Origin of the sequence: Gordonia sp. i37, assembly GCF_002043085.1 — a bacterium.
GTDB lineage: Bacteria > Actinomycetota > Actinomycetes > Mycobacteriales > Mycobacteriaceae > Gordonia > Gordonia polyisoprenivorans.
Window position 1 is genome coordinate 1 of record NZ_MVPX01000150.1, and the last position, 16,456, is coordinate 16,456.

The 16,456-nt window shown below is 67.0% G+C and carries 18 protein-coding genes; 17 read left to right on the plus strand and 1 reads right to left on the minus strand.

Going from position 1 to position 16,456, the window contains the following annotated elements:
* The 15 genes from prfA to B1964_RS07195 form a co-directional block, all read left to right on the plus strand.
* A partial coding sequence (prfA, locus tag B1964_RS07125) for a peptide chain release factor 1 (RefSeq protein ID WP_139765660.1) occupies window positions 1-1,060 on the plus strand: 1,060 nt, incomplete at its 5' end.
* Entirely contained in the window at window positions 1,057-1,917 is an 861-nt protein-coding gene (prmC, locus tag B1964_RS07130; protein WP_006368531.1) for a peptide chain release factor N(5)-glutamine methyltransferase, read from the plus strand. The genes prfA and prmC, both read left to right, overlap by 4 nt.
* On the plus strand, window positions 1,914-2,570 hold the full coding sequence (locus B1964_RS07135) for an L-threonylcarbamoyladenylate synthase (protein ID WP_006368530.1): 657 nt from the start codon (window positions 1,914-1,916) through the stop codon (window positions 2,568-2,570). Before prmC ends, B1964_RS07135 begins: the two co-directional genes overlap by 4 nt.
* A gap of 16 nt (window positions 2,571-2,586) precedes the next feature.
* Window positions 2,587-3,801 carry a serine hydroxymethyltransferase gene (locus tag B1964_RS07140; RefSeq protein WP_079929350.1) on the plus strand — a complete coding sequence of 405 codons (1,215 nt, stop codon included), beginning with the start codon at window positions 2,587-2,589 and terminating at the stop codon, window positions 3,799-3,801.
* A gap of 56 nt (window positions 3,802-3,857) precedes the next feature.
* Entirely contained in the window at window positions 3,858-5,096 is a 1,239-nt protein-coding gene (locus B1964_RS07145; protein ID WP_006368528.1) for an MraY family glycosyltransferase, read from the plus strand.
* Between the two features lie 294 nt (window positions 5,097-5,390).
* Window positions 5,391-5,807 carry a hypothetical protein gene (locus B1964_RS07150; RefSeq protein ID WP_006368527.1) on the plus strand — a complete coding sequence of 139 codons (417 nt, stop codon included), beginning with the start codon at window positions 5,391-5,393 and terminating at the stop codon, window positions 5,805-5,807.
* Entirely contained in the window at window positions 5,804-6,562 is a 759-nt protein-coding gene (gene atpB / locus B1964_RS07155) for a F0F1 ATP synthase subunit A (protein ID WP_006368526.1), read from the plus strand. The genes B1964_RS07150 and atpB overlap by 4 nt, the downstream gene beginning before the upstream one ends.
* Before the next feature lie 150 nt (window positions 6,563-6,712).
* Window positions 6,713-6,976 (plus strand): F0F1 ATP synthase subunit C, encoded by a 264-nt coding sequence (locus tag B1964_RS07160; protein ID WP_006368525.1) that lies wholly within the window; start codon window positions 6,713-6,715, stop codon window positions 6,974-6,976.
* A 62-nt stretch (window positions 6,977-7,038) separates the two neighbouring features.
* Window positions 7,039-7,548 (plus strand): F0F1 ATP synthase subunit B, encoded by a 510-nt coding sequence (locus B1964_RS07165; RefSeq protein ID WP_172398774.1) that lies wholly within the window; start codon window positions 7,039-7,041, stop codon window positions 7,546-7,548.
* A gap of 3 nt (window positions 7,549-7,551) precedes the next feature.
* Window positions 7,552-8,901: a F0F1 ATP synthase subunit B/delta gene (locus B1964_RS07170; RefSeq protein WP_006368523.1), complete on the plus strand. Its 1,350-nt coding sequence runs from the start codon at window positions 7,552-7,554 to the stop codon at window positions 8,899-8,901.
* Between the two features lie 97 nt (window positions 8,902-8,998).
* Complete coding sequence (gene atpA, locus B1964_RS07175) at window positions 8,999-10,627, plus strand: F0F1 ATP synthase subunit alpha (protein ID WP_006368522.1); 1,629 nt, start codon at window positions 8,999-9,001, stop codon at window positions 10,625-10,627.
* Between the two features lie 113 nt (window positions 10,628-10,740).
* Entirely contained in the window at window positions 10,741-11,688 is a 948-nt protein-coding gene (locus B1964_RS07180) for a F0F1 ATP synthase subunit gamma (RefSeq protein ID WP_006368521.1), read from the plus strand.
* Window positions 11,689-11,739: 51 nt separating this feature from the next.
* Entirely contained in the window at window positions 11,740-13,188 is a 1,449-nt protein-coding gene (gene atpD, locus B1964_RS07185; RefSeq protein WP_006368520.1) for a F0F1 ATP synthase subunit beta, read from the plus strand.
* Between the two features lie 9 nt (window positions 13,189-13,197).
* A complete protein-coding gene (locus tag B1964_RS07190) occupies window positions 13,198-13,578 on the plus strand; it encodes a F0F1 ATP synthase subunit epsilon (RefSeq protein ID WP_006368519.1) in 381 nt (126 codons plus the stop codon).
* A gap of 168 nt (window positions 13,579-13,746) precedes the next feature.
* Window positions 13,747-14,190 carry a DUF2550 domain-containing protein gene (locus B1964_RS07195; RefSeq protein ID WP_014359633.1) on the plus strand — a complete coding sequence of 148 codons (444 nt, stop codon included), beginning with the start codon at window positions 13,747-13,749 and terminating at the stop codon, window positions 14,188-14,190.
* A gap of 27 nt (window positions 14,191-14,217) precedes the next feature.
* Here B1964_RS07195 and B1964_RS07200 read toward each other — a convergent pair whose 3' ends face one another.
* Window positions 14,218-14,832 (minus strand): cob(I)yrinic acid a,c-diamide adenosyltransferase, encoded by a 615-nt coding sequence (locus B1964_RS07200; protein ID WP_079929352.1) that lies wholly within the window; start codon window positions 14,830-14,832, stop codon window positions 14,218-14,220.
* A gap of 58 nt (window positions 14,833-14,890) precedes the next feature.
* Between B1964_RS07200 and murA the strand changes: the two genes are divergently transcribed.
* Window positions 14,891-16,147, plus strand: a complete 1,257-nt coding sequence (gene murA, locus B1964_RS07205; RefSeq protein ID WP_006368516.1) for a UDP-N-acetylglucosamine 1-carboxyvinyltransferase — start codon at window positions 14,891-14,893, stop codon at window positions 16,145-16,147.
* Window positions 16,144-16,443 (plus strand): metalloregulator ArsR/SmtB family transcription factor, encoded by a 300-nt coding sequence (locus tag B1964_RS07210; RefSeq protein WP_006368515.1) that lies wholly within the window; start codon window positions 16,144-16,146, stop codon window positions 16,441-16,443. Before murA ends, B1964_RS07210 begins: the two co-directional genes overlap by 4 nt.
* Window positions 16,444-16,456: the final 13 nt, after the last annotated feature.

Below are 16,456 nucleotides of genomic sequence, written 5' to 3' on the forward strand. Positions count from 1 at the left end.
AACCGCCATCGACGACATCCTCGCCGAGCATGCGGGTTTGGAGACCCAGCTCGCCGATCCGTCGTTGCATGACGATCCGGCGATGGCGCGTCGCGTGGGTAAGAGGTTCGCCGAGTTGGCTCCGATCATGGCAACGCATGCCCGTTTGCAGTCTGCGCGTGACGATCTCGCGGCGGCACGGGAGCTCGCCGCCGACGATGCCGGTTTTGCCGAGGAGATCCCGGCGCTCGAGGAGACGGTGGCAGAACTCGATGCGACGCTGACCGATCTGCTCGCCCCGCGTGACCCGCACGACGCCGACGACGTGGTGCTCGAGATCAAATCCGGTGCGGGCGGCGAGGAGTCGGCGTTGTTCGCCGCGGATCTGGCACGTATGTACCTGAAGTACTGCGAGCGACACGGGTGGAAGGCCGAAATGCTGGGTATCACCGAGTCCGATCTCGGCGGCTACAAGGAAGCCACGATGTCGATTCGCTCGCGTGAGGTGTCGCGGGACGGGGTGTGGTCGCGATTGAAGTTCGAGGGCGGTGTGCACCGCGTGCAGCGGGTGCCGGTCACCGAGTCGCAGGGACGCATTCACACGTCGGCGGCCGGGGTGCTCATCTACCCGGAACCCGATGAGGTGGAGCAGGTCGCGATCGACGAGTCGGATCTGCGGATCGACGTGTATCGCTCGTCGGGTAAGGGTGGGCAGGGCGTCAACACCACCGACTCGGCGGTGCGCATCACCCACCTTCCGACCGGGATCGTGGTGACCTGCCAGAACGAGCGTTCGCAGCTGCAGAACAAGGCGCGTGCGATGCAGGTGCTCGCCGCCCGATTGCAGTCCGCGGCAGAGGAAGAGGCGCAGGCCGCGGCTGCGGAGGGACGGGCGGCACAGATCCGCACCGTCGATCGGTCCGAACGGATCCGCACCTACAACTTCCCGGAGAACCGGATCACCGATCACCGCATCGGTTACAAGGCGAACAATCTCGATGCCGTGCTGAGTGGTGACATGGACGCGTTGCTCGATGCGCTCGTCGCGGCCGACCGGCAGGCGCGCCTCGAGGCGCAGTGACCCGATCGGTCCGGGACGTGATCGCTTCGGCGACCACGGTTCTCGCATCTGTGGGGGTCGACTCCCCGGCCGCTGACGCGCGATGGCTGCTCGCCCACGTGCTCGGCGTCTCGCAGGGTCGGCTGTTGCTGGTCGACGATATCAGCGACGCCGTGGCGAAGGATTACGACGATCTCGTCGCCGCGCGTGCCCGTCGGGTTCCGCTGCAGCATCTCACCGGATCGGCATCGTTCGGGCCGGTCGAGCTCGCCGTCGGGCCGGGGGTGTTCGTCCCGCGTCCGGAGACCGAGCTGCTCTACGCGTGGGCGCTCGAGGTGGCAGAAGGGGACAGTCCCACGATCGTCGACCTCTGCAGTGGCAGTGGGGCGCTGGCGATCGCGCTGGCCGTGTCGCTGCCGAGGGCGCGGGTGCACGCCGTGGAGCGCTCCCCGATCGCGGCACAGTGGTTGCGCCGCAACGTCGATGACGCCGGGGTCACCGACCGCGTCCACGTTCATCTCGGCGATGCGACCGATTCCGCCGCGGTGTCGGCGTTCGTCGGCGGTCCGGTGGACCTCGTGGTGAGCAATCCTCCTTATGTGCCCACGGGTGTGCCGGTGTCGCAGGAGGTGCAGGCCGACCCGGCCGAAGCGGTGTTCGGTGGTGGCGACGGCATGTCGGTGATCACCCCGATGGTCGGGGTGATCGCCGAGATCTTGCGGTCCGGTGGCCGGGTCGGGATCGAACACGACGACACGACGTCGGCGTCGGTGGTTGCGGTGATGACGGGGTCGGGCGCCTTCGACGAGGTGCAGGAACATCGGGATCTCGCCGGCCGTCCGAGGTTCGTCACGGCCCGTGCGAGGATGGACCGGTGAGCTCACTTTTCGACTGTGCAGATCCCGACCAGCGAGCCACCGGAATCCGGGCGGCGGTCGGTGCCGCCAAGTCCGGCCGGCTGATCGTCATGCCCACCGACACGCTGTACGGAATCGGTTGCGACGCATTTGATTCCGAAGCTGTTGCGGAGCTGTTGGCGGCCAAGGGTCGGGGCCGCGACATGCCGGTTCCGGTGCTCGTCGGCTCCTGGCATACCGTCGACGGACTCGTTCTCGGCGTCAGCTCCGCGACGCGCGCGCTCGTGGAGGCGTTCTGGCCGGGTGGGTTGTCGCTGGTGGTGCAGCAGGCGCCGTCACTGGCCTGGGATCTCGGCGACACCGACGGCACCGTGATGCTGCGGATGCCGCTGCATCCGGTGGCCATCGAGATCCTGCGTGAGGTCGGGCCGATGGCGGTGTCGAGCGCCAATGTCTCGGGCCAGTCGCCGTCGACGACCGCGCAGGAGGCCCGCACGCAACTCGGTGATTCGGTGTCGGTCTATCTCGACGGCGGACCGTCGCCGAAGGCACAGGCCTCGACGATCGTCGATCTGACCGGCCGGGCGCCGCGCATCCTGCGTCAGGGGGCGGTGAGCGCCGACGACATCGCCGCGGTCCTCGACATCGACCCGGCGAGCCTGGTGCAGCAGTGACGGGTCCGATCCGGTGATGGGTGCCGGCGACGATGCGATCGACGCCGAGCTCGCCACGCTGATCGACCGCGAAACCCGGCGTCGCGCGCAGACATTGCAGTTGGTCGCGGGGGAGACGGTCGCGAGCCCGGCGGTTCGGCGCATTCTCGCGACACCGCTGGCCGACACCTATGCCGAGGGATATCCGGGCGCGCGCTACCACGGCGGGTGCGAGGTTGTCGACGAGATCGAGGAGCTGGCGATCGCCCGTGCCGCCTCGTTGTTCGGCGCCGAGTATGTCAACGTGCAGCCGGTGTCGGGAACGGCGGCGGCGTCGGCGGTCTATGCGGCATTCGCCCAGCCGGGCGACCCGGTGTTGTCGCTGCGACTCGATCACGGGGGCCATCAGACGCACGGTTCGCGCGCGAATTTCTCCGGTCGCTGGTTCACCACCATCCGGTACGCCGTCGGTGAGGTCGACGAACTCGTCGACTACGACCAGATTCGTGATCTCGCGCTGCTGCACCGTCCGCGGTTGCTGGTCGCCGGGTCGGCAACCTATTCACGGCTGTTCGATTTTCCGACTCTTCGCCAGATCGCCGATGAGGCCGAATGCATCCTGTGGGTCGACGCCGCACACCTGGGCGGGTTGGTCGCCGGTGGGGTGGCGCCGAGTCCGGTGCCCCATGCCGACGTCGTGACGATGGTCACGCACAAGGTGCTGCGTGGTCCACGCGGTGGGCTGCTGCTGGGCGCCGACCGTCATCGTGCAGCGCTGCAGAAAGCGGTGTTCCCGTTCACCCAGGGCGCTCCGTCGATGCATGTGATCGCGGCCAAGGCCGCAACGTTCGCCGAGGCGGCGACGGCGACCCACGCGCATTACGTCTCGAGGACCGTCGAGAACGCGAGGGCCCTCGCCGCTGCGCTGACCGAGCGCGGGCTACGCATCGTCAGCGGTGGCACCGACACCCATCTCGCGGTCGTTGACGTCTCGGTGACCGGGCTCAGCGGAGTCCAGGCGCAGCAGCGCCTCCACGATGCCGGGATCGTCGTCGACAAGGCGGTGCTTCCGTTCGAGCACCGGCCGGTCGCCGAGGGGTCGGCCATTCGCATCGGCACCCCGATCGCGACCCTCGCCGGCGCGGACGCCGCCGCAATGACGCAGATCGCCGACTGGATGGTCGCCGCACTGTCCGATCCGTCCCAACACGCACGAATCCGCGGCTCGGTTGCCGAGTTGCTCGGCGGGTAGCCTGTTCGCGTGCCGGAACCCCTCTCGACCTTGCGCGCCACCGAGCGAGGTCCTCGATGAGCGTGGTTGAGCCCGGCGTGGCGCACACAGTCGCGGCACTGGCCGCGCCCGGGGTGGGTGAGGGGCTCGGTGTGCCGTTCCGCGAGCTGCTGCTCGTCGGATTGAGTGCGGCCGCGGTCACCTACCTGCTCACCTCTGCGGTACGGGTCCTCGCGATCAAGATCGGGGCGGTGGCCGTGCCACGGGCACGTGACGTGCACGTCATCCCGACCCCACGTCTCGGTGGCCTCGGGATGTTCGCCGGGATGGTCGCGGCGGTCGCCCTGGCCGCGAATCTGCCCGCGCTGAACCGGGGTTTCGCCTACACCAATGACATCGGGGCGGTGATCTCGGCGGGCGCGGTGATCGTCATCGTCGGTGCGATCGACGACCGATGGGGGCTGGACGCGCTGACCAAGTTCGTCGGTCAGCTCACCGCCGCCGGTGTGATGGTGGTGATGGGGGTCAGCTGGATCCAGTTCCCGGTGCCCTTCGGCGATATCGGCACGGTGGTCCTCGACCCGTTCCAGTCCGGGTTGCTGACCGTCGTGATCACCGTCGCCACCATCAATGCGGTCAACTTCGTCGACGGGCTCGACGGTCTCGCCGCAGGTCTGGGGTTCATCGCGGCGTCGGCGATCTGCCTGTTCTCGTTGGGACTGCTGCGTGACCAGGGCGGCGACGTCAGCTACTACCCGCCCGCGCTGATCTCGGTGGTTCTGGCCGGTGCGTGCCTCGGCTTCCTGCCGCACAACTTCTCGCCCGCGCGTATCTTCATGGGCGACTCCGGGGCCATGCTGATCGGGCTGATGCTCGCGGCCGCGTCGACCAGCGCCTCCGGTCGTATCGCGGTCTATGCCTACGGGCCGGCGGACGTGTTCACGCTGCTGTTGCCGCTGATCCTGGTCGCTGCGATCGTGTTCGTCCCGATGCTCGACATGCTGATGGCGATCGTTCGCCGCACCCGCGCCGGAGTCGGGTTCTATACGCCGGACAAGATGCACCTGCATCACCGGTTGCTCGAACTCGGGCATTCACAGCGACGGGTCGCGGTGATCATCTATCTGTGGGTCGCGATCCTGGCGTTCTCGGCGGCGGCGAGCACCCTGTTCCCGATGGCGGTGGTCGCGCCCGCCTTCGCCGGTGGTCTGGTGCTGGCGATGTTGGTGACCATGGCCCCGCGCCTGTCCCGTCGGATCGCGCAGATGCGCACCGCGCACGCGGGACCGATGGTCGGCGGTCGCGGCGGCCGCTGAGGCGCACCTGTCCATGGGGCCAGGTAACCCGATGGTAAAGACCATGTACTATGAGCCGTAGTAGTTCGGCGGTGGGCACGGTGCCGTCGGCAACGGATCGGCTGTTCGACGCCGGTTCACCTACCTGCTCCGCGGTCCCGCACCCCCTGGTGGTGGCGGTCACGGCGCTTGGTAGGGTCTCAGCAATGCGGAGCGTACGCTCGGTGGCTCTCGGCTGCCAGTGAGTACGCCCGATCCCGTGTGCCGTCCTGTGTGTACCGCACGGAGGGTTCCGACGAGAGGTGAGGAGAGGCGATGACGACATCTGCCCCTGACTCCGCTCCCGTGTATTACCCGGCCGCTCCCACCGGCCTGGTGCGACCGGGGATCATCGCCGGCGCGTTCACGCTGATCGTGGCGGGCGTATCGATCTATGTGGGGCACTTCCTGTTTGCGATCTTCTTCGCGGTGGGTGTGGTGGCGGTTCTGGTCAACGCGAAGATGGTGACGATGGCCGTCTCGCGTGTGGCTGCCGAAGCCGACCCCCGTAAGAAACTGTTGGCCGTCAATTCCGCGCTGCGGCTCGGTGTGATCACCGTGCTGGCATTGGCCGCAGCCATTCTGGTCCGGCCCGAGGGGCTGGGCGTGATGTTCGGACTCGCCCTTGGCCAGGTTGTCCTGGTCCTCAACACGGTGATTCCGGTGATGAAAGGACTTCGTAAGCAGCTATGACCGCACCGTCTGACGCGCTGTACCTGGCTGAGGCCAAGATCGAGGTCGGCCACCACCAAGAGGTGGAATGGCTGGGCATGACCTGGAATCTCGACACGATCATCGCCGCGGCCATTGCCGCGCTGATCGTGATCGCGCTCGCGTTCTTCGTCAAGGCCAAGATGACCTCGCGCCGGCCGAACACCGTGCAGCTGTATTTCGAGGTCATCACCGTGCAGATGCGCAGTCAGATCGAGAGTGCGATCGGTATGAAGATCGCCCCGTTCGTGCTGCCGCTCGCGGTCACCTTGTTCACCTACATCCTGATCGTCAACTGGTTCTCGGTACTGCCGGTGCAGTACGGCGTCGACAGCGGCGCAACCCATGAGCTCATCAAACCGGCCTCGGGTGACGCCAACTTCACTTACGCGCTCGCGATCTTCGTCTTCGTCTGGTATCACGCCGCCGGCATGCGTCGGCGCGGTCCGCTGCGTCACCTGGGCAAGCTGGTCAAGGGACACGCGGCGGGCCTGGCACCGATCAACATCATCGAAGAGATCGCCAAGCCGCTCTCGCTGTCTCTCCGACTTTTCGGCAACCTCTTCGCCGGTGGCGTCATGGTCGCCCTGATCGCACTGTTCCCCGCGTACATCCTGTGGGCACCGAACGCGATCTGGAAAGCCTTCGACATGTTCATCGGCCTCATCCAGGCCTTCATCTTCGCCCTGTTGACGATCCTCTACTTCAGCCAGGCGATGGAAGACGAGCACCACTAGAACCACCGTCCGACGCCCACCGACGGTAAGCGTCGGACGCTGCAGGACAACCGTACGAACCACACCCCAATAGAAAAGGTCGGCCCGGCCGACCGGACCCACAGACCTGGCAACCAAGAGTGCCAGTTCCACCCGAAAGGAAAGATCTCAATGGATCCGAATCTGGTTAGCATGGGCGCGTTGATCGGCGGCGGCCTCATCATGGGCGGCGGCGCGATCGGTGCGGGCATCGGCGACGGTATCGCCGGTTCGCAGCTCATCGCCGGTATCGCCCGGCAGCCGGAGGCCCAGGGACGTCTGTTCACCCCGTTCTTCATCACCGTGGGTCTGGTCGAGGCGGCCTACTTCATCAACCTGGCGTTCATGGCCCTGTTCGTGTTCGCCAACCCGGCTCAGACCTACGGCGCATCCTGAGTCGAAGCGCCGTCCGTTCAGCTGCTCGTAGTTCGCAATCCCGATAGGGGACATCCAACATGATGAGTCTCGCCGCAGAAGAAGCCGGGGAGAAGACGTCCAACTTCCTCATCCCGAACGCCACTCTGATCGCGTGCCTGCTGATCTTCATCGTCGTCCTGGTCGTCATCCGTACCTTCGTCGTCCCTCCGATCCTCGAGGTGCTCGACGAACGTGACGCACGGGTGGCCAAGACGGTCGAGGACAACAAGGCCGCGGCGGCGAGCTATGCGGACGCCGACCGGGAGTACGCGGCACGTCTGAAGGAAGCTCGTGGCGACGCCACCGGCATCCGTGACGAGGCCCGCGCCCGTGGTAACGAGCATGTGTCGGCGGCCAAGCACAAGGCCACCGAGGAGGCCGATGCCGCACTCGCCAAGATCTCCGTGGATCTGAAGGTCGAGGCGGACAAGGCGGTCACCACCGCCAAGCAGGACGTGAGCCGGCTGTCGGAGGCACTGGCCGGCCGCGTTCTGGGAACCGACGTCGCCTCGGCCGGTGCCGGGGCCCAGCAGAGTGGGACGGTGAAGTAACCCGTGGACATTTTCATCGGGCAGCTCGTCGGCTTCCTCGTGATCGTGGCGATCTTCGTCAAGTGGGTGTTGCCGCCGCTGCGCAAGGCAGTGCTCGCCCAGAAGGACGCGATCAGTCAGCAGATCGTCGAGAGCGAAGAGGCCAAGAGCCGCGCCGAGGACGCGCGGGTCGCCCACGACCGCGCGGTCGAGAAGGCCGAGGCGGAGGCCAAAGAGCTCCACGCGGGTGCACTCGAGGATGCGAAGTCGATCGAAGAGGACCTCAAGGCACTCGCCGACGCGGAGGTCCGGCGGATCAGCGAGCACGGCAAGTCGCAGGCCGAACTGGCCCGTACGAGCCTTGTCCGCCAACTGCGGCTCGAGCTCGGACTCAACGCCGTCGACGGCGCGGGCGAGATCGTCCGACGACATCTCTCGTCGGCCGACAACCAGTCGGCGGCCATCGATCGGGCGATCAACGAACTCGACGGCATGGCCGCCGGGCAGGCCGATTCGTCGGTCCCGGCCAGCTCGGAACTGATCGGCCTGCACTCGCTGCACGCCACCAGCCGGGATGCGGCGCGTGCGGTTGGCGCCGAATTCGAGTCGGCGGCCAAGGATCTCGACGCGCAGGCGCTGACCTCGGCGTCCGAGGAGATGGCCTCGGTCATCAAGTTCCTGCTCGACAACCCGGTCCTGCGCAAAAAGCTGACCGAGGACGAGGACAACGACGCGGGCAAGAAGCAGATGGTGCACACCCTGCTCGACGGCAAGGTCGCACCGATCGTCGTGGACACGGTGGCCTCGGCCGCCGCCCAGCGGTGGTCGCAGAGCCTCGACTTCGTGACCGCGCTGCGTCGCCAGAACGCGCTGATCGTGCTGACCGCCGCCGAACGCGACGGGACCATCGAGCAGACCGAGGATGAGCTGTTCCGCGTCGGCCGGTTACTCGACGCCAACCCCGAATTCGCTTCGCTGCTGGCCGATTTCCAGCGTCCGGCGGACGGTCGCGTGGAGTTGCTGCGTTCACTCATCGGCGATCAGGTCGGTCCGCACACCTGGTATCTGCTCTCGCACACCGTTGCGCTGTTGCACGGACAGCCGTCCGAGACCGCAGTGGCGCATCTGGCCGAGCTGGCCGCCGCCCGTCGCGGGGAGATCGTCGCGCACGTGGTGTCCGCGGTCGAGTTGACCGACGAGCAGCGCACCCGCCTGGCACAGGTGCTGGGCAACATCTACCACCGCACGATCTCGGTCCAGACCGAGGTCGACGAGTCGATCATCGGCGGCCTACGCATCGGCGTCGGCGACGAGGTGATCGAGGCCGACATCGCCACCAGACTGGCGAAGGCGACCGAGACGCTGCCGCGTTGATCGCGAGCCGGTCGGTGGGAACCACCCCGGCCGACCGGCGCCGACGCACCACCCACCACGAACCACTGCACGGACTGAGCAAGGAAGACGAGAACCCATGGCGGAGTTGACGATCTCAGCAGACGAGATTAAGGGAGCGATCGAGCAGTACGTCTCGTCGTTCGACGCCGAAGCCTCGCGCGACGAGGTCGGCATCATCACCGATACCGCGGACGGCATCGCCCACGTCAGCGGCCTGCCGAGCGCAATGGCCAACGAGCTGCTGCAGTTCCCCGGCGGCGTGCTCGGCGTGGCCCTGAACCTCGACGAGGACGAGATCGGTGCGGTCATCCTCGGTGACTACGAGACCCTGGAAGAGGGCGCACAGGTCAGCCGGACCGGCGAGGTGCTCTCGGTTCCCGTCGGCGACAAGTTCCTCGGTCGTGTCGTCGACCCGCTCGGCGCGCCGATCGACGGACTCGGCGACATCGAGGCCGAAGAGCAGCGCGTGCTCGAGCTGCAGGCTGCCTCGGTGCTCGAGCGTCAGCCGGTCGAGGAGTCGCTGGCCACCGGCATCAAGGCCATCGACGCGATGACCGCCATCGGCCGCGGACAGCGTCAGCTCATCATCGGTGACCGCAAGACCGGCAAAACCGCCGTCTGCGTCGACGCCATCCTGAACCAGAAGGCCAACTGGGAGTCGGGCGACGAGAACAAGCAGGTTCGCTGCATCTACGTCGCGATCGGCCAGAAGGGCTCGACCATCGCCGGCGTCAAGACGGCTCTCGAAGAGGCCGGCGCGATGGAGTACACCACCATCGTCGCCGCCCCCGCCTCGGATTCGGCGGGCTTCAAGTGGCTGGCCCCCTACACCGGTTCGGCCATCGGTCAGCACTGGATGTACCAGGGCAAGCACGTTCTGATCGTGTTCGACGACCTGACCAAGCAGGCCGAGGCCTACCGTGCGATCTCGCTGTTGCTGCGCCGTCCGCCGGGCCGCGAGGCCTACCCGGGCGACGTCTTCTACCTGCACTCGCGTCTGCTGGAGCGTTGCGCGAAGCTCTCCGACGAGCTCGGCGGGGGCTCGATGACCGGTCTGCCGATCATCGAGACCAAGGCCAACGACGTGTCGGCGTTCATCCCGACCAACGTCATCTCGATCACCGACGGCCAGGTCTTCCTCGAATCCGACCTGTTCAACAAGGGCGTCCGCCCGGCCATCAACGTCGGTACCTCGGTGTCGCGTGTCGGTGGTGCCGCCCAGACCAAGGGTCTGAAGAAGGTGTCGGGGTCGCTGCGTCTGGAGCTCGCCCAGTTCCGTGAGCTCGAGGCCTTCTCGGCGTTCGCCTCCGACCTCGACGACGCGTCGAAGGCGCAGCTCGAGCGTGGTGCCCGCTGGGTCGAGATGCTCAAGCAGGATCAGTACAGCCCGTACTCGGTCGAGGACGAGATCGTCTCGATCTACCTGTGCGGCGAGGGACATTACGACTCGGTGCCCGTCGACGACGTGCGCAACTTCGAGACTCAGTTGCTCTCGCACCTGCATCACAATGCCAAGGGTGTCTACGACTCGATCGCCGGTGGCAAGGTGCTCTCCGACGACGAGGCCGAGGCGTTGGTCGCCGAGACCAACAAGTTCAAGAACAGCTACCTCACCCACGACGGCAAGCGCGTGGTCAACGAGGCCGAGGCGACCCCGATGGACTCCGAGGATGTCGCTCAAGAAGAGATCAAGATCCGCAAGTGATCGACTCGGGGCAGCACCGCCGTGGCCTTCGTCGCATTGATGGCCGCCGGAGCCTGCGAGGCACACTGATGGCCCGGCGAGGCACACTGATGGCAAGGAAGGGGTGAGGGCTCGTGGCAAGCATCCGTGAGCTGCGCTCACGCATCCGGTCGGTTCAGTCGACCAAGAAGATCACCAAGGCCCAGGAACTGATCGCGACCTCGCGCATCACCAAGGCGCAGGCGCGCGTGGCGGCGGCCAAGCCCTACGCGACGGAGATGACCAAGGTGCTCTCCGAACTCGCGAGCAGCGCCGGGACGTTGGATCACCCATTGCTCCAGGAGCGGGAGAATCCCAAGCGGGCGGGCGTGCTGGTGATCACCAGTGACCGCGGCATGTGCGGTGGCTACAACGCCAACGTCCTGCGGGCCACCCGGGAACTCCTCGCGTTGCTGCGTGAGGAGGGCAAGGAGCCGGTCATCTTCGTGATGGGGCAGAAGGGCGTCGGGTACTTCACGTTCCGCGGTGCCGATTACGCCCAGTCGTGGACCGGTTTCTCGCAGGCACCGGAGTACTCCGACGCCTCGGCTGCCAGCAAGTTCCTGGTGGATCTGTTCGTCGCCGGTAGCGGTGTGGAGGTCGAGAATCCCGACGGTGAGGGCACTCTGGAGGGTGTCGACGAACTGCACCTGGTCTACACCCGGTTCGTCTCGATGCTGACGCAGGTCCCTGAGGTTCGACGGATGGCACCGCTGGTCGTCACCGAGGAGGACGAGGCAGACCAGAGCGACGGAGAGGTCGACAAGGCCGACACCGAATCGCGCAACTACACCTTCGAGCCGAGCGCGGAGTCCTTGCTCGAGGCGCTCCTCCCGCGTTACGTGGCCACCCGCGTCTACGCGGCGCTGCTGGACTCGTCGGCGTCGGAGTCGGCAGCCCGGCGGACCGCGATGAAGGCGGCCACCGACAACGCCGAGGAACTGTCGACCTCGCTGTCACGCGAGGCCAACCAGCTCCGCCAGGCCCAGATCACCCAGGAGATCAGCGAGATCGTCGGCGGCTCGAGCGCCCTGGCGAACTAGCCCGAACCCCGCCGGACACAATCTTTCGACAAGAGGAAGTATCCAACCACCATGACCGCAGCAGTAGAAACCCCAGCCTCGCAGTCGTCGGGGTCGGCCGACGGCCGGATCGTCCGCATCATCGGCCCCGTGGTCGACGTCGAATTCCCGCGGGGATCGATCCCAGATCTGTTCAACGCCCTGCACGCAGAGATCAAGCTCGAGTCGGTCGCCAAGACGCTGACCCTCGAGGTCGCGCAGCACCTCGGCGACAACCTCGTTCGCACCATCTCGATGCAGCCGACCGACGGGTTGATCCGCGGTGCCCAGGTCACCGACACCGGCCACTCGATCCAGGTGCCCGTCGGCGACGTGGTCAAGGGTCACGTGTTCAACGCCCTCGGTGACTGCCTCGACAGCCCGGGCCTCGGCCGCGACGGCGAGCAGTGGAGCATCCACCGCAAGCCGCCGGCCTTCGACGAGCTCGAGGGCAAGACCGAGATCCTCGAGACCGGTATCAAGGTCATCGACCTGCTGACCCCGTACGTCAAGGGCGGCAAGATCGGCCTGTTCGGCGGCGCCGGCGTGGGCAAGACCGTCCTCATCCAGGAGATGATCACCCGTATCGCCCGTGAGTTCTCCGGTACCTCGGTGTTCGCCGGCGTCGGCGAGCGCACCCGTGAGGGCACCGACCTCCACCTCGAGATGGAGGAGATGGGCGTCCTGCAGGACACCGCGTTGGTGTTCGGTCAGATGGACGAGCCGCCGGGCACGCGTATGCGCGTGGCACTGTCGGCGCTGACGATGGCGGAGTACTTCCGCGACGTCAAGCACCAGGACGTGCTGCTGTTCATCGACAACATCTTCCGGTTCACCCAGGCCGGTTCCGAGGTGTCCACGCTGCTCGGCCGTATGCCGTCCGCGGTGGGTTACCAGCCCACGCTGGCCGACGAGATGGGTGAGCTGCAGGAGCGAATCACCTCGACGAAGGGTCGCTCGATCACCTCGCTGCAGGCGATCTACGTGCCCGCCGACGACTACACCGACCCGGCGCCGGCCACCACCTTCGCGCACCTCGATGCGACCACCGAGCTCTCACGTCCGATCTCGCAGCTGGGTATCTACCCGGCCGTGGACCCGCTGACCTCGACCTCGCGCATCCTGGAGGCCTCGATCGTCGGCGACGAGCACTTCCGCGTCGCCAACGAGGTCAAGCGCATCCTGCAGAAGTACAAGGAACTGCAGGACATCATCGCCATCCTCGGTATGGACGAGCTCTCCGAAGAGGACAAGGTGACCGTGCAGCGCGCGCGTCGCATCCAGAAGTTCCTCGGCCAGAACTTCCTGGTCGCCGAGAAGTTCACCGGACAGAAGGGTTCGGTCGTCCCGCTCGCCGACACCATCGAGGCCTTCGACCGGGTCTGCAAGGGCGAGTTCGATCATTACCCCGAGCAGGCGTTCAACAGCTGCGGTGGACTCGACGACGTGGAGGCTGCTGCCGAGAAGATCGCCGGAAAGTAGCGGATCGACATGGCAGACAAAGCGTTCCACGTCGAGGTCGTCTCGGCCGACGCCGAACTCTACTCCGGTGAGGCGACCTTCGTGATCGCCCGCACCACCGTGGGTGAACTCGGTGTGATGGCCAACCACGAGCCGCTGCTGGGCCAGCTGGTGCCCGGCGGATACGTGGTGATCGTCGAGGAGAGCGGTGAGCGCAAGGCGGCCGCGATCGAGGGCGGATTCCTGTCGATCACCGGGCAGTCGGTGACGATCCTCGCCGAGTCGGCCGAGTGGGCCGACGACGTCGACGTCGCCGCCGAACGCTCGGCTCTCGAGTCGGCCGAGCCCGGTTCCGACGAGTACAACCACGCGCAGGCTCGTCTGTCCGCGGCCGAGCAACTGGCCTCGTAGACCGCCGAACACGTCAACAGTGATGACACGACCGGCCACCCCAGTGCGGGTGGCCGGTCGTGTGCTGTTCCGGGGTGGCATCCTGGAGGTGACCCACGCACGACCACGGCCACGTCATGACCGGACGGCATCGATGCGCTCCGGGCGGCAACGAGGAGGTGCACCAGGGTGTCCGAACTCGTGATCACGCTGAGCGTCCTGCTCCTCATCGCCCTGTGCGTGTGCGGTCTGCTCGCCTACCGGGTGGGCCAGCTGCGGCGCGGTGGTACACCGGTGCTGCTGCGGACCCTGCCGGCCGATGTCGACGAGGGCTGGCGGCACGGGACTGTCCACTACAGCGACGAAGCACTGCGATATTTCCGGCTGAGTTCTCTGCGCCCGGGTCCGTCACACACCCTGCCCCGGCGTTCGATCGAGATCTCCGGACGCCGACGCGCCGTTGGCAGCGAACGCGACATCCTCGAGGGCTTGATCATCCTGCACGTGCACCAGTCCGTCGGCTCGGGTGCCGGCAAGGACTACGAGATCGCCTTCGACGCCGGTGGGGTCACCGCATTCCAGTCCTGGTTGGAGTCCCGGCGGTCGGCTCGCGCCGAACGCCGCAGCGCCTGAGCGCTCGAGAATCAGATCACGCGGTGATCACTCGGACGCCGTCTTATCCGGCCGGTGACGTTGACCGCCCGGTACCCAGGTGATGTCGCCGTCGCCGTGGGGTGGTCGGTTGGCCACGCGCGAGAGGATGAACAGCAGATCCGAGAGCCGATTCAGGTAGCGCGCCGGGAGCACCGAGGTGGCGTCGGGGTCGGCGTCGACGGCCGCCCACGCCGATCGCTCGGCCCGCCGGGTGACGGTTCTGGCCTGGTGGAGCAGAGCCGAGAGGGGACTGCCGCCGGGCAGGATGAAGGAATCGAGTGACGGCAGGGGCTCGCCGAACGCATCACACCAGTGTTCGAGTGCATCGATGTAGTCCTGCTCGATGCGCAGCGGCGGGTGTTTCGGGTCCTCGACCACCGGTGTGGACAGGTCGGCGCCGGCATCGAACAGGTCGTTCTGGACCGTCCGCAATACCGCCGCGATGTCGTCGGGAACCGGTCCGCCGAGCGACAGCGCCGCCCCGATCGCCGCATTGGCCTCATCGCAGTCGGCGTAGGCGACCACTCGCGGATCGGTCTTGGATACGCGCGAGAAGTCACTGAGCCCGGTGCTCCCGTCGTCGCCGGTGCGCGTGTAGATACGGGTGAGATGTACGGCCATAGGTCCCGAATCTAGCGCCTCGCCAGGGTGGCGGTGGCGGGCGGATAAGCTGTCTGGCGTGACTGATCGCTATCTGGTGACCGGGGGAGCCCGTCTGCAGGGTGAGGTCTCGGTGGGCGGCGCCAAGAACAGCGTCCTGAAGTTGATGGCCGCCGCATTGCTCGCCGAGGGCACGACCACATTGACCAATTCGCCGGAGATCGCCGACGTACCGCTGATGGCCGACGTGCTGCGGGGGTTGGGTGCGACGGTCTCCATCGACGGCGACACCGTCGTGATCGATGCGCCCGCCGAGCCGAAGTACCACGCCGACTTCGACGCGGTGAAACAGTTCCGCGCGTCGGTGTGTGTGCTGGGGCCGTTGATGGCTCGCTGCCGCCGGGCGGTCGTGGCACTCCCCGGTGGGGACGCGATCGGGTCCCGGCCGCTCGACATGCATCAGGCCGGTCTGCGCGCGCTCGGTGCGCACAGCGCGATCGAGCACGGCTGTGTGGTCGCCGAGGCGGACGCCCTGGTCGGTGCACCGGTCGCGCTGGAATTCCCGTCGGTCGGCGCGACCGAGAACATCCTGATGGCCGCGGTGCTCGCGGACGGGCAGACCACGATCGACAACGCCGCCCGCGAGCCGGAGATCGTCGACCTGTGCGTGATGCTCTCGCAGATGGGTGCACGGATCGACGGTGCCGGCACCTCGACGCTGACGGTGACCGGTGTCGATCGACTCCATCCCACCGAGCACCGGGTGATCGGCGACCGGATCGTCGGTGCCACCTGGGGGATCGCCGCGGCGATGACCCGTGGCGACGTGACGGTGCGCGGCGTCGCGCCCGCGCACCTGCAGCTCGTCCTCAACAAACTGGTCGACACCGGCGCCCGGGTGGACACCCTGCCCGACGGTTTCCGGGTACGCCACGACGGCAGGCCCACCGCGGTCAACGTGTCGACCCTGCCGTTTCCCGGGTTCCCGACGGACCTGCAGCCGATGGCGATCGGACTCGCGGCGGTCGCCGACGGCATGTCGGTGATCACCGAGAACGTGTTCGAGGCGCGCTTCCGCTTCGTCGAGGAGATGGTGCGTCTGGGAGCCGACGCCCGCACCGACGGCCATCACGCGGTCGTCCGCGGTATCGAGCGACTCTCGAGTGCCCCGGTGTGGTGTTCGGACATCCGTGCGGGCGCCGGGTTGGTCCTGGCCGGCCTCGTCGCCGACGGGGTCACCGAGGTGCACGACATCGAGCACATCGACCGCGGCTACCCGAACTTCGAGGAGAACCTCACCCGGCTCGGTGGCGGCATCGAGCGGGTCCGGGGATGAGCGCCCACCCGACCGGCGAGGTCGACATCGCCGCGTGGGCGAGTCGCTTCGACCTGTTGTCCGATCCCCACCGCCTCGAGATCCTGCTGGTACTGCACCGGACTCCGGGCATCATCGTCGGCGACCTCGCCACCGAGGTTGGGCGAACCGAGACCGCGGTCTCGCAGGCCCTGCGCGTGCTGCGACATCAGGGATGGGTCACCTCCACCCGCCAGGGCCGCTCGGTCAGCTACCGACTCGAGGACGAGACCGTTCATCAACTCCTGCACTGGATCGGGGCCGGCCACCACCACTAGGTGGATGAGGTCA

What these genes read in the sequence shown, in the direction of transcription:
- atpD (WP_006368520.1), top strand. Translation starts at nt 11,740, where the DNA reads ATGACCGCAGCAGTAGAAACCCCAGCCTCGCAGTCGTCGGGGTCGGCC.
- B1964_RS07150 (WP_006368527.1), top strand. Translation starts at nt 5,391, where the DNA reads ATGACGACATCTGCCCCTGACTCCGCTCCCGTGTATTACCCGGCCGCT.
- B1964_RS07190 (WP_006368519.1), top strand. Translation starts at nt 13,198, where the DNA reads ATGGCAGACAAAGCGTTCCACGTCGAGGTCGTCTCGGCCGACGCCGAA.
- B1964_RS07200 (WP_079929352.1), bottom strand. Translation starts at nt 14,832, where the DNA reads ATGGCCGTACATCTCACCCGTATCTACACGCGCACCGGCGACGACGGG.
- atpA (WP_006368522.1), top strand. Translation starts at nt 8,999, where the DNA reads ATGGCGGAGTTGACGATCTCAGCAGACGAGATTAAGGGAGCGATCGAG.
- B1964_RS07165 (WP_172398774.1), top strand. Translation starts at nt 7,039, where the DNA reads ATGAGTCTCGCCGCAGAAGAAGCCGGGGAGAAGACGTCCAACTTCCTC.
- B1964_RS07140 (WP_079929350.1), top strand. Translation starts at nt 2,587, where the DNA reads ATGGGTGCCGGCGACGATGCGATCGACGCCGAGCTCGCCACGCTGATC.
- B1964_RS07145 (WP_006368528.1), top strand. Translation starts at nt 3,858, where the DNA reads ATGAGCGTGGTTGAGCCCGGCGTGGCGCACACAGTCGCGGCACTGGCC.
- atpB (WP_006368526.1), top strand. Translation starts at nt 5,804, where the DNA reads ATGACCGCACCGTCTGACGCGCTGTACCTGGCTGAGGCCAAGATCGAG.
- B1964_RS07210 (WP_006368515.1), top strand. Translation starts at nt 16,144, where the DNA reads ATGAGCGCCCACCCGACCGGCGAGGTCGACATCGCCGCGTGGGCGAGT.
- B1964_RS07160 (WP_006368525.1), top strand. Translation starts at nt 6,713, where the DNA reads ATGGATCCGAATCTGGTTAGCATGGGCGCGTTGATCGGCGGCGGCCTC.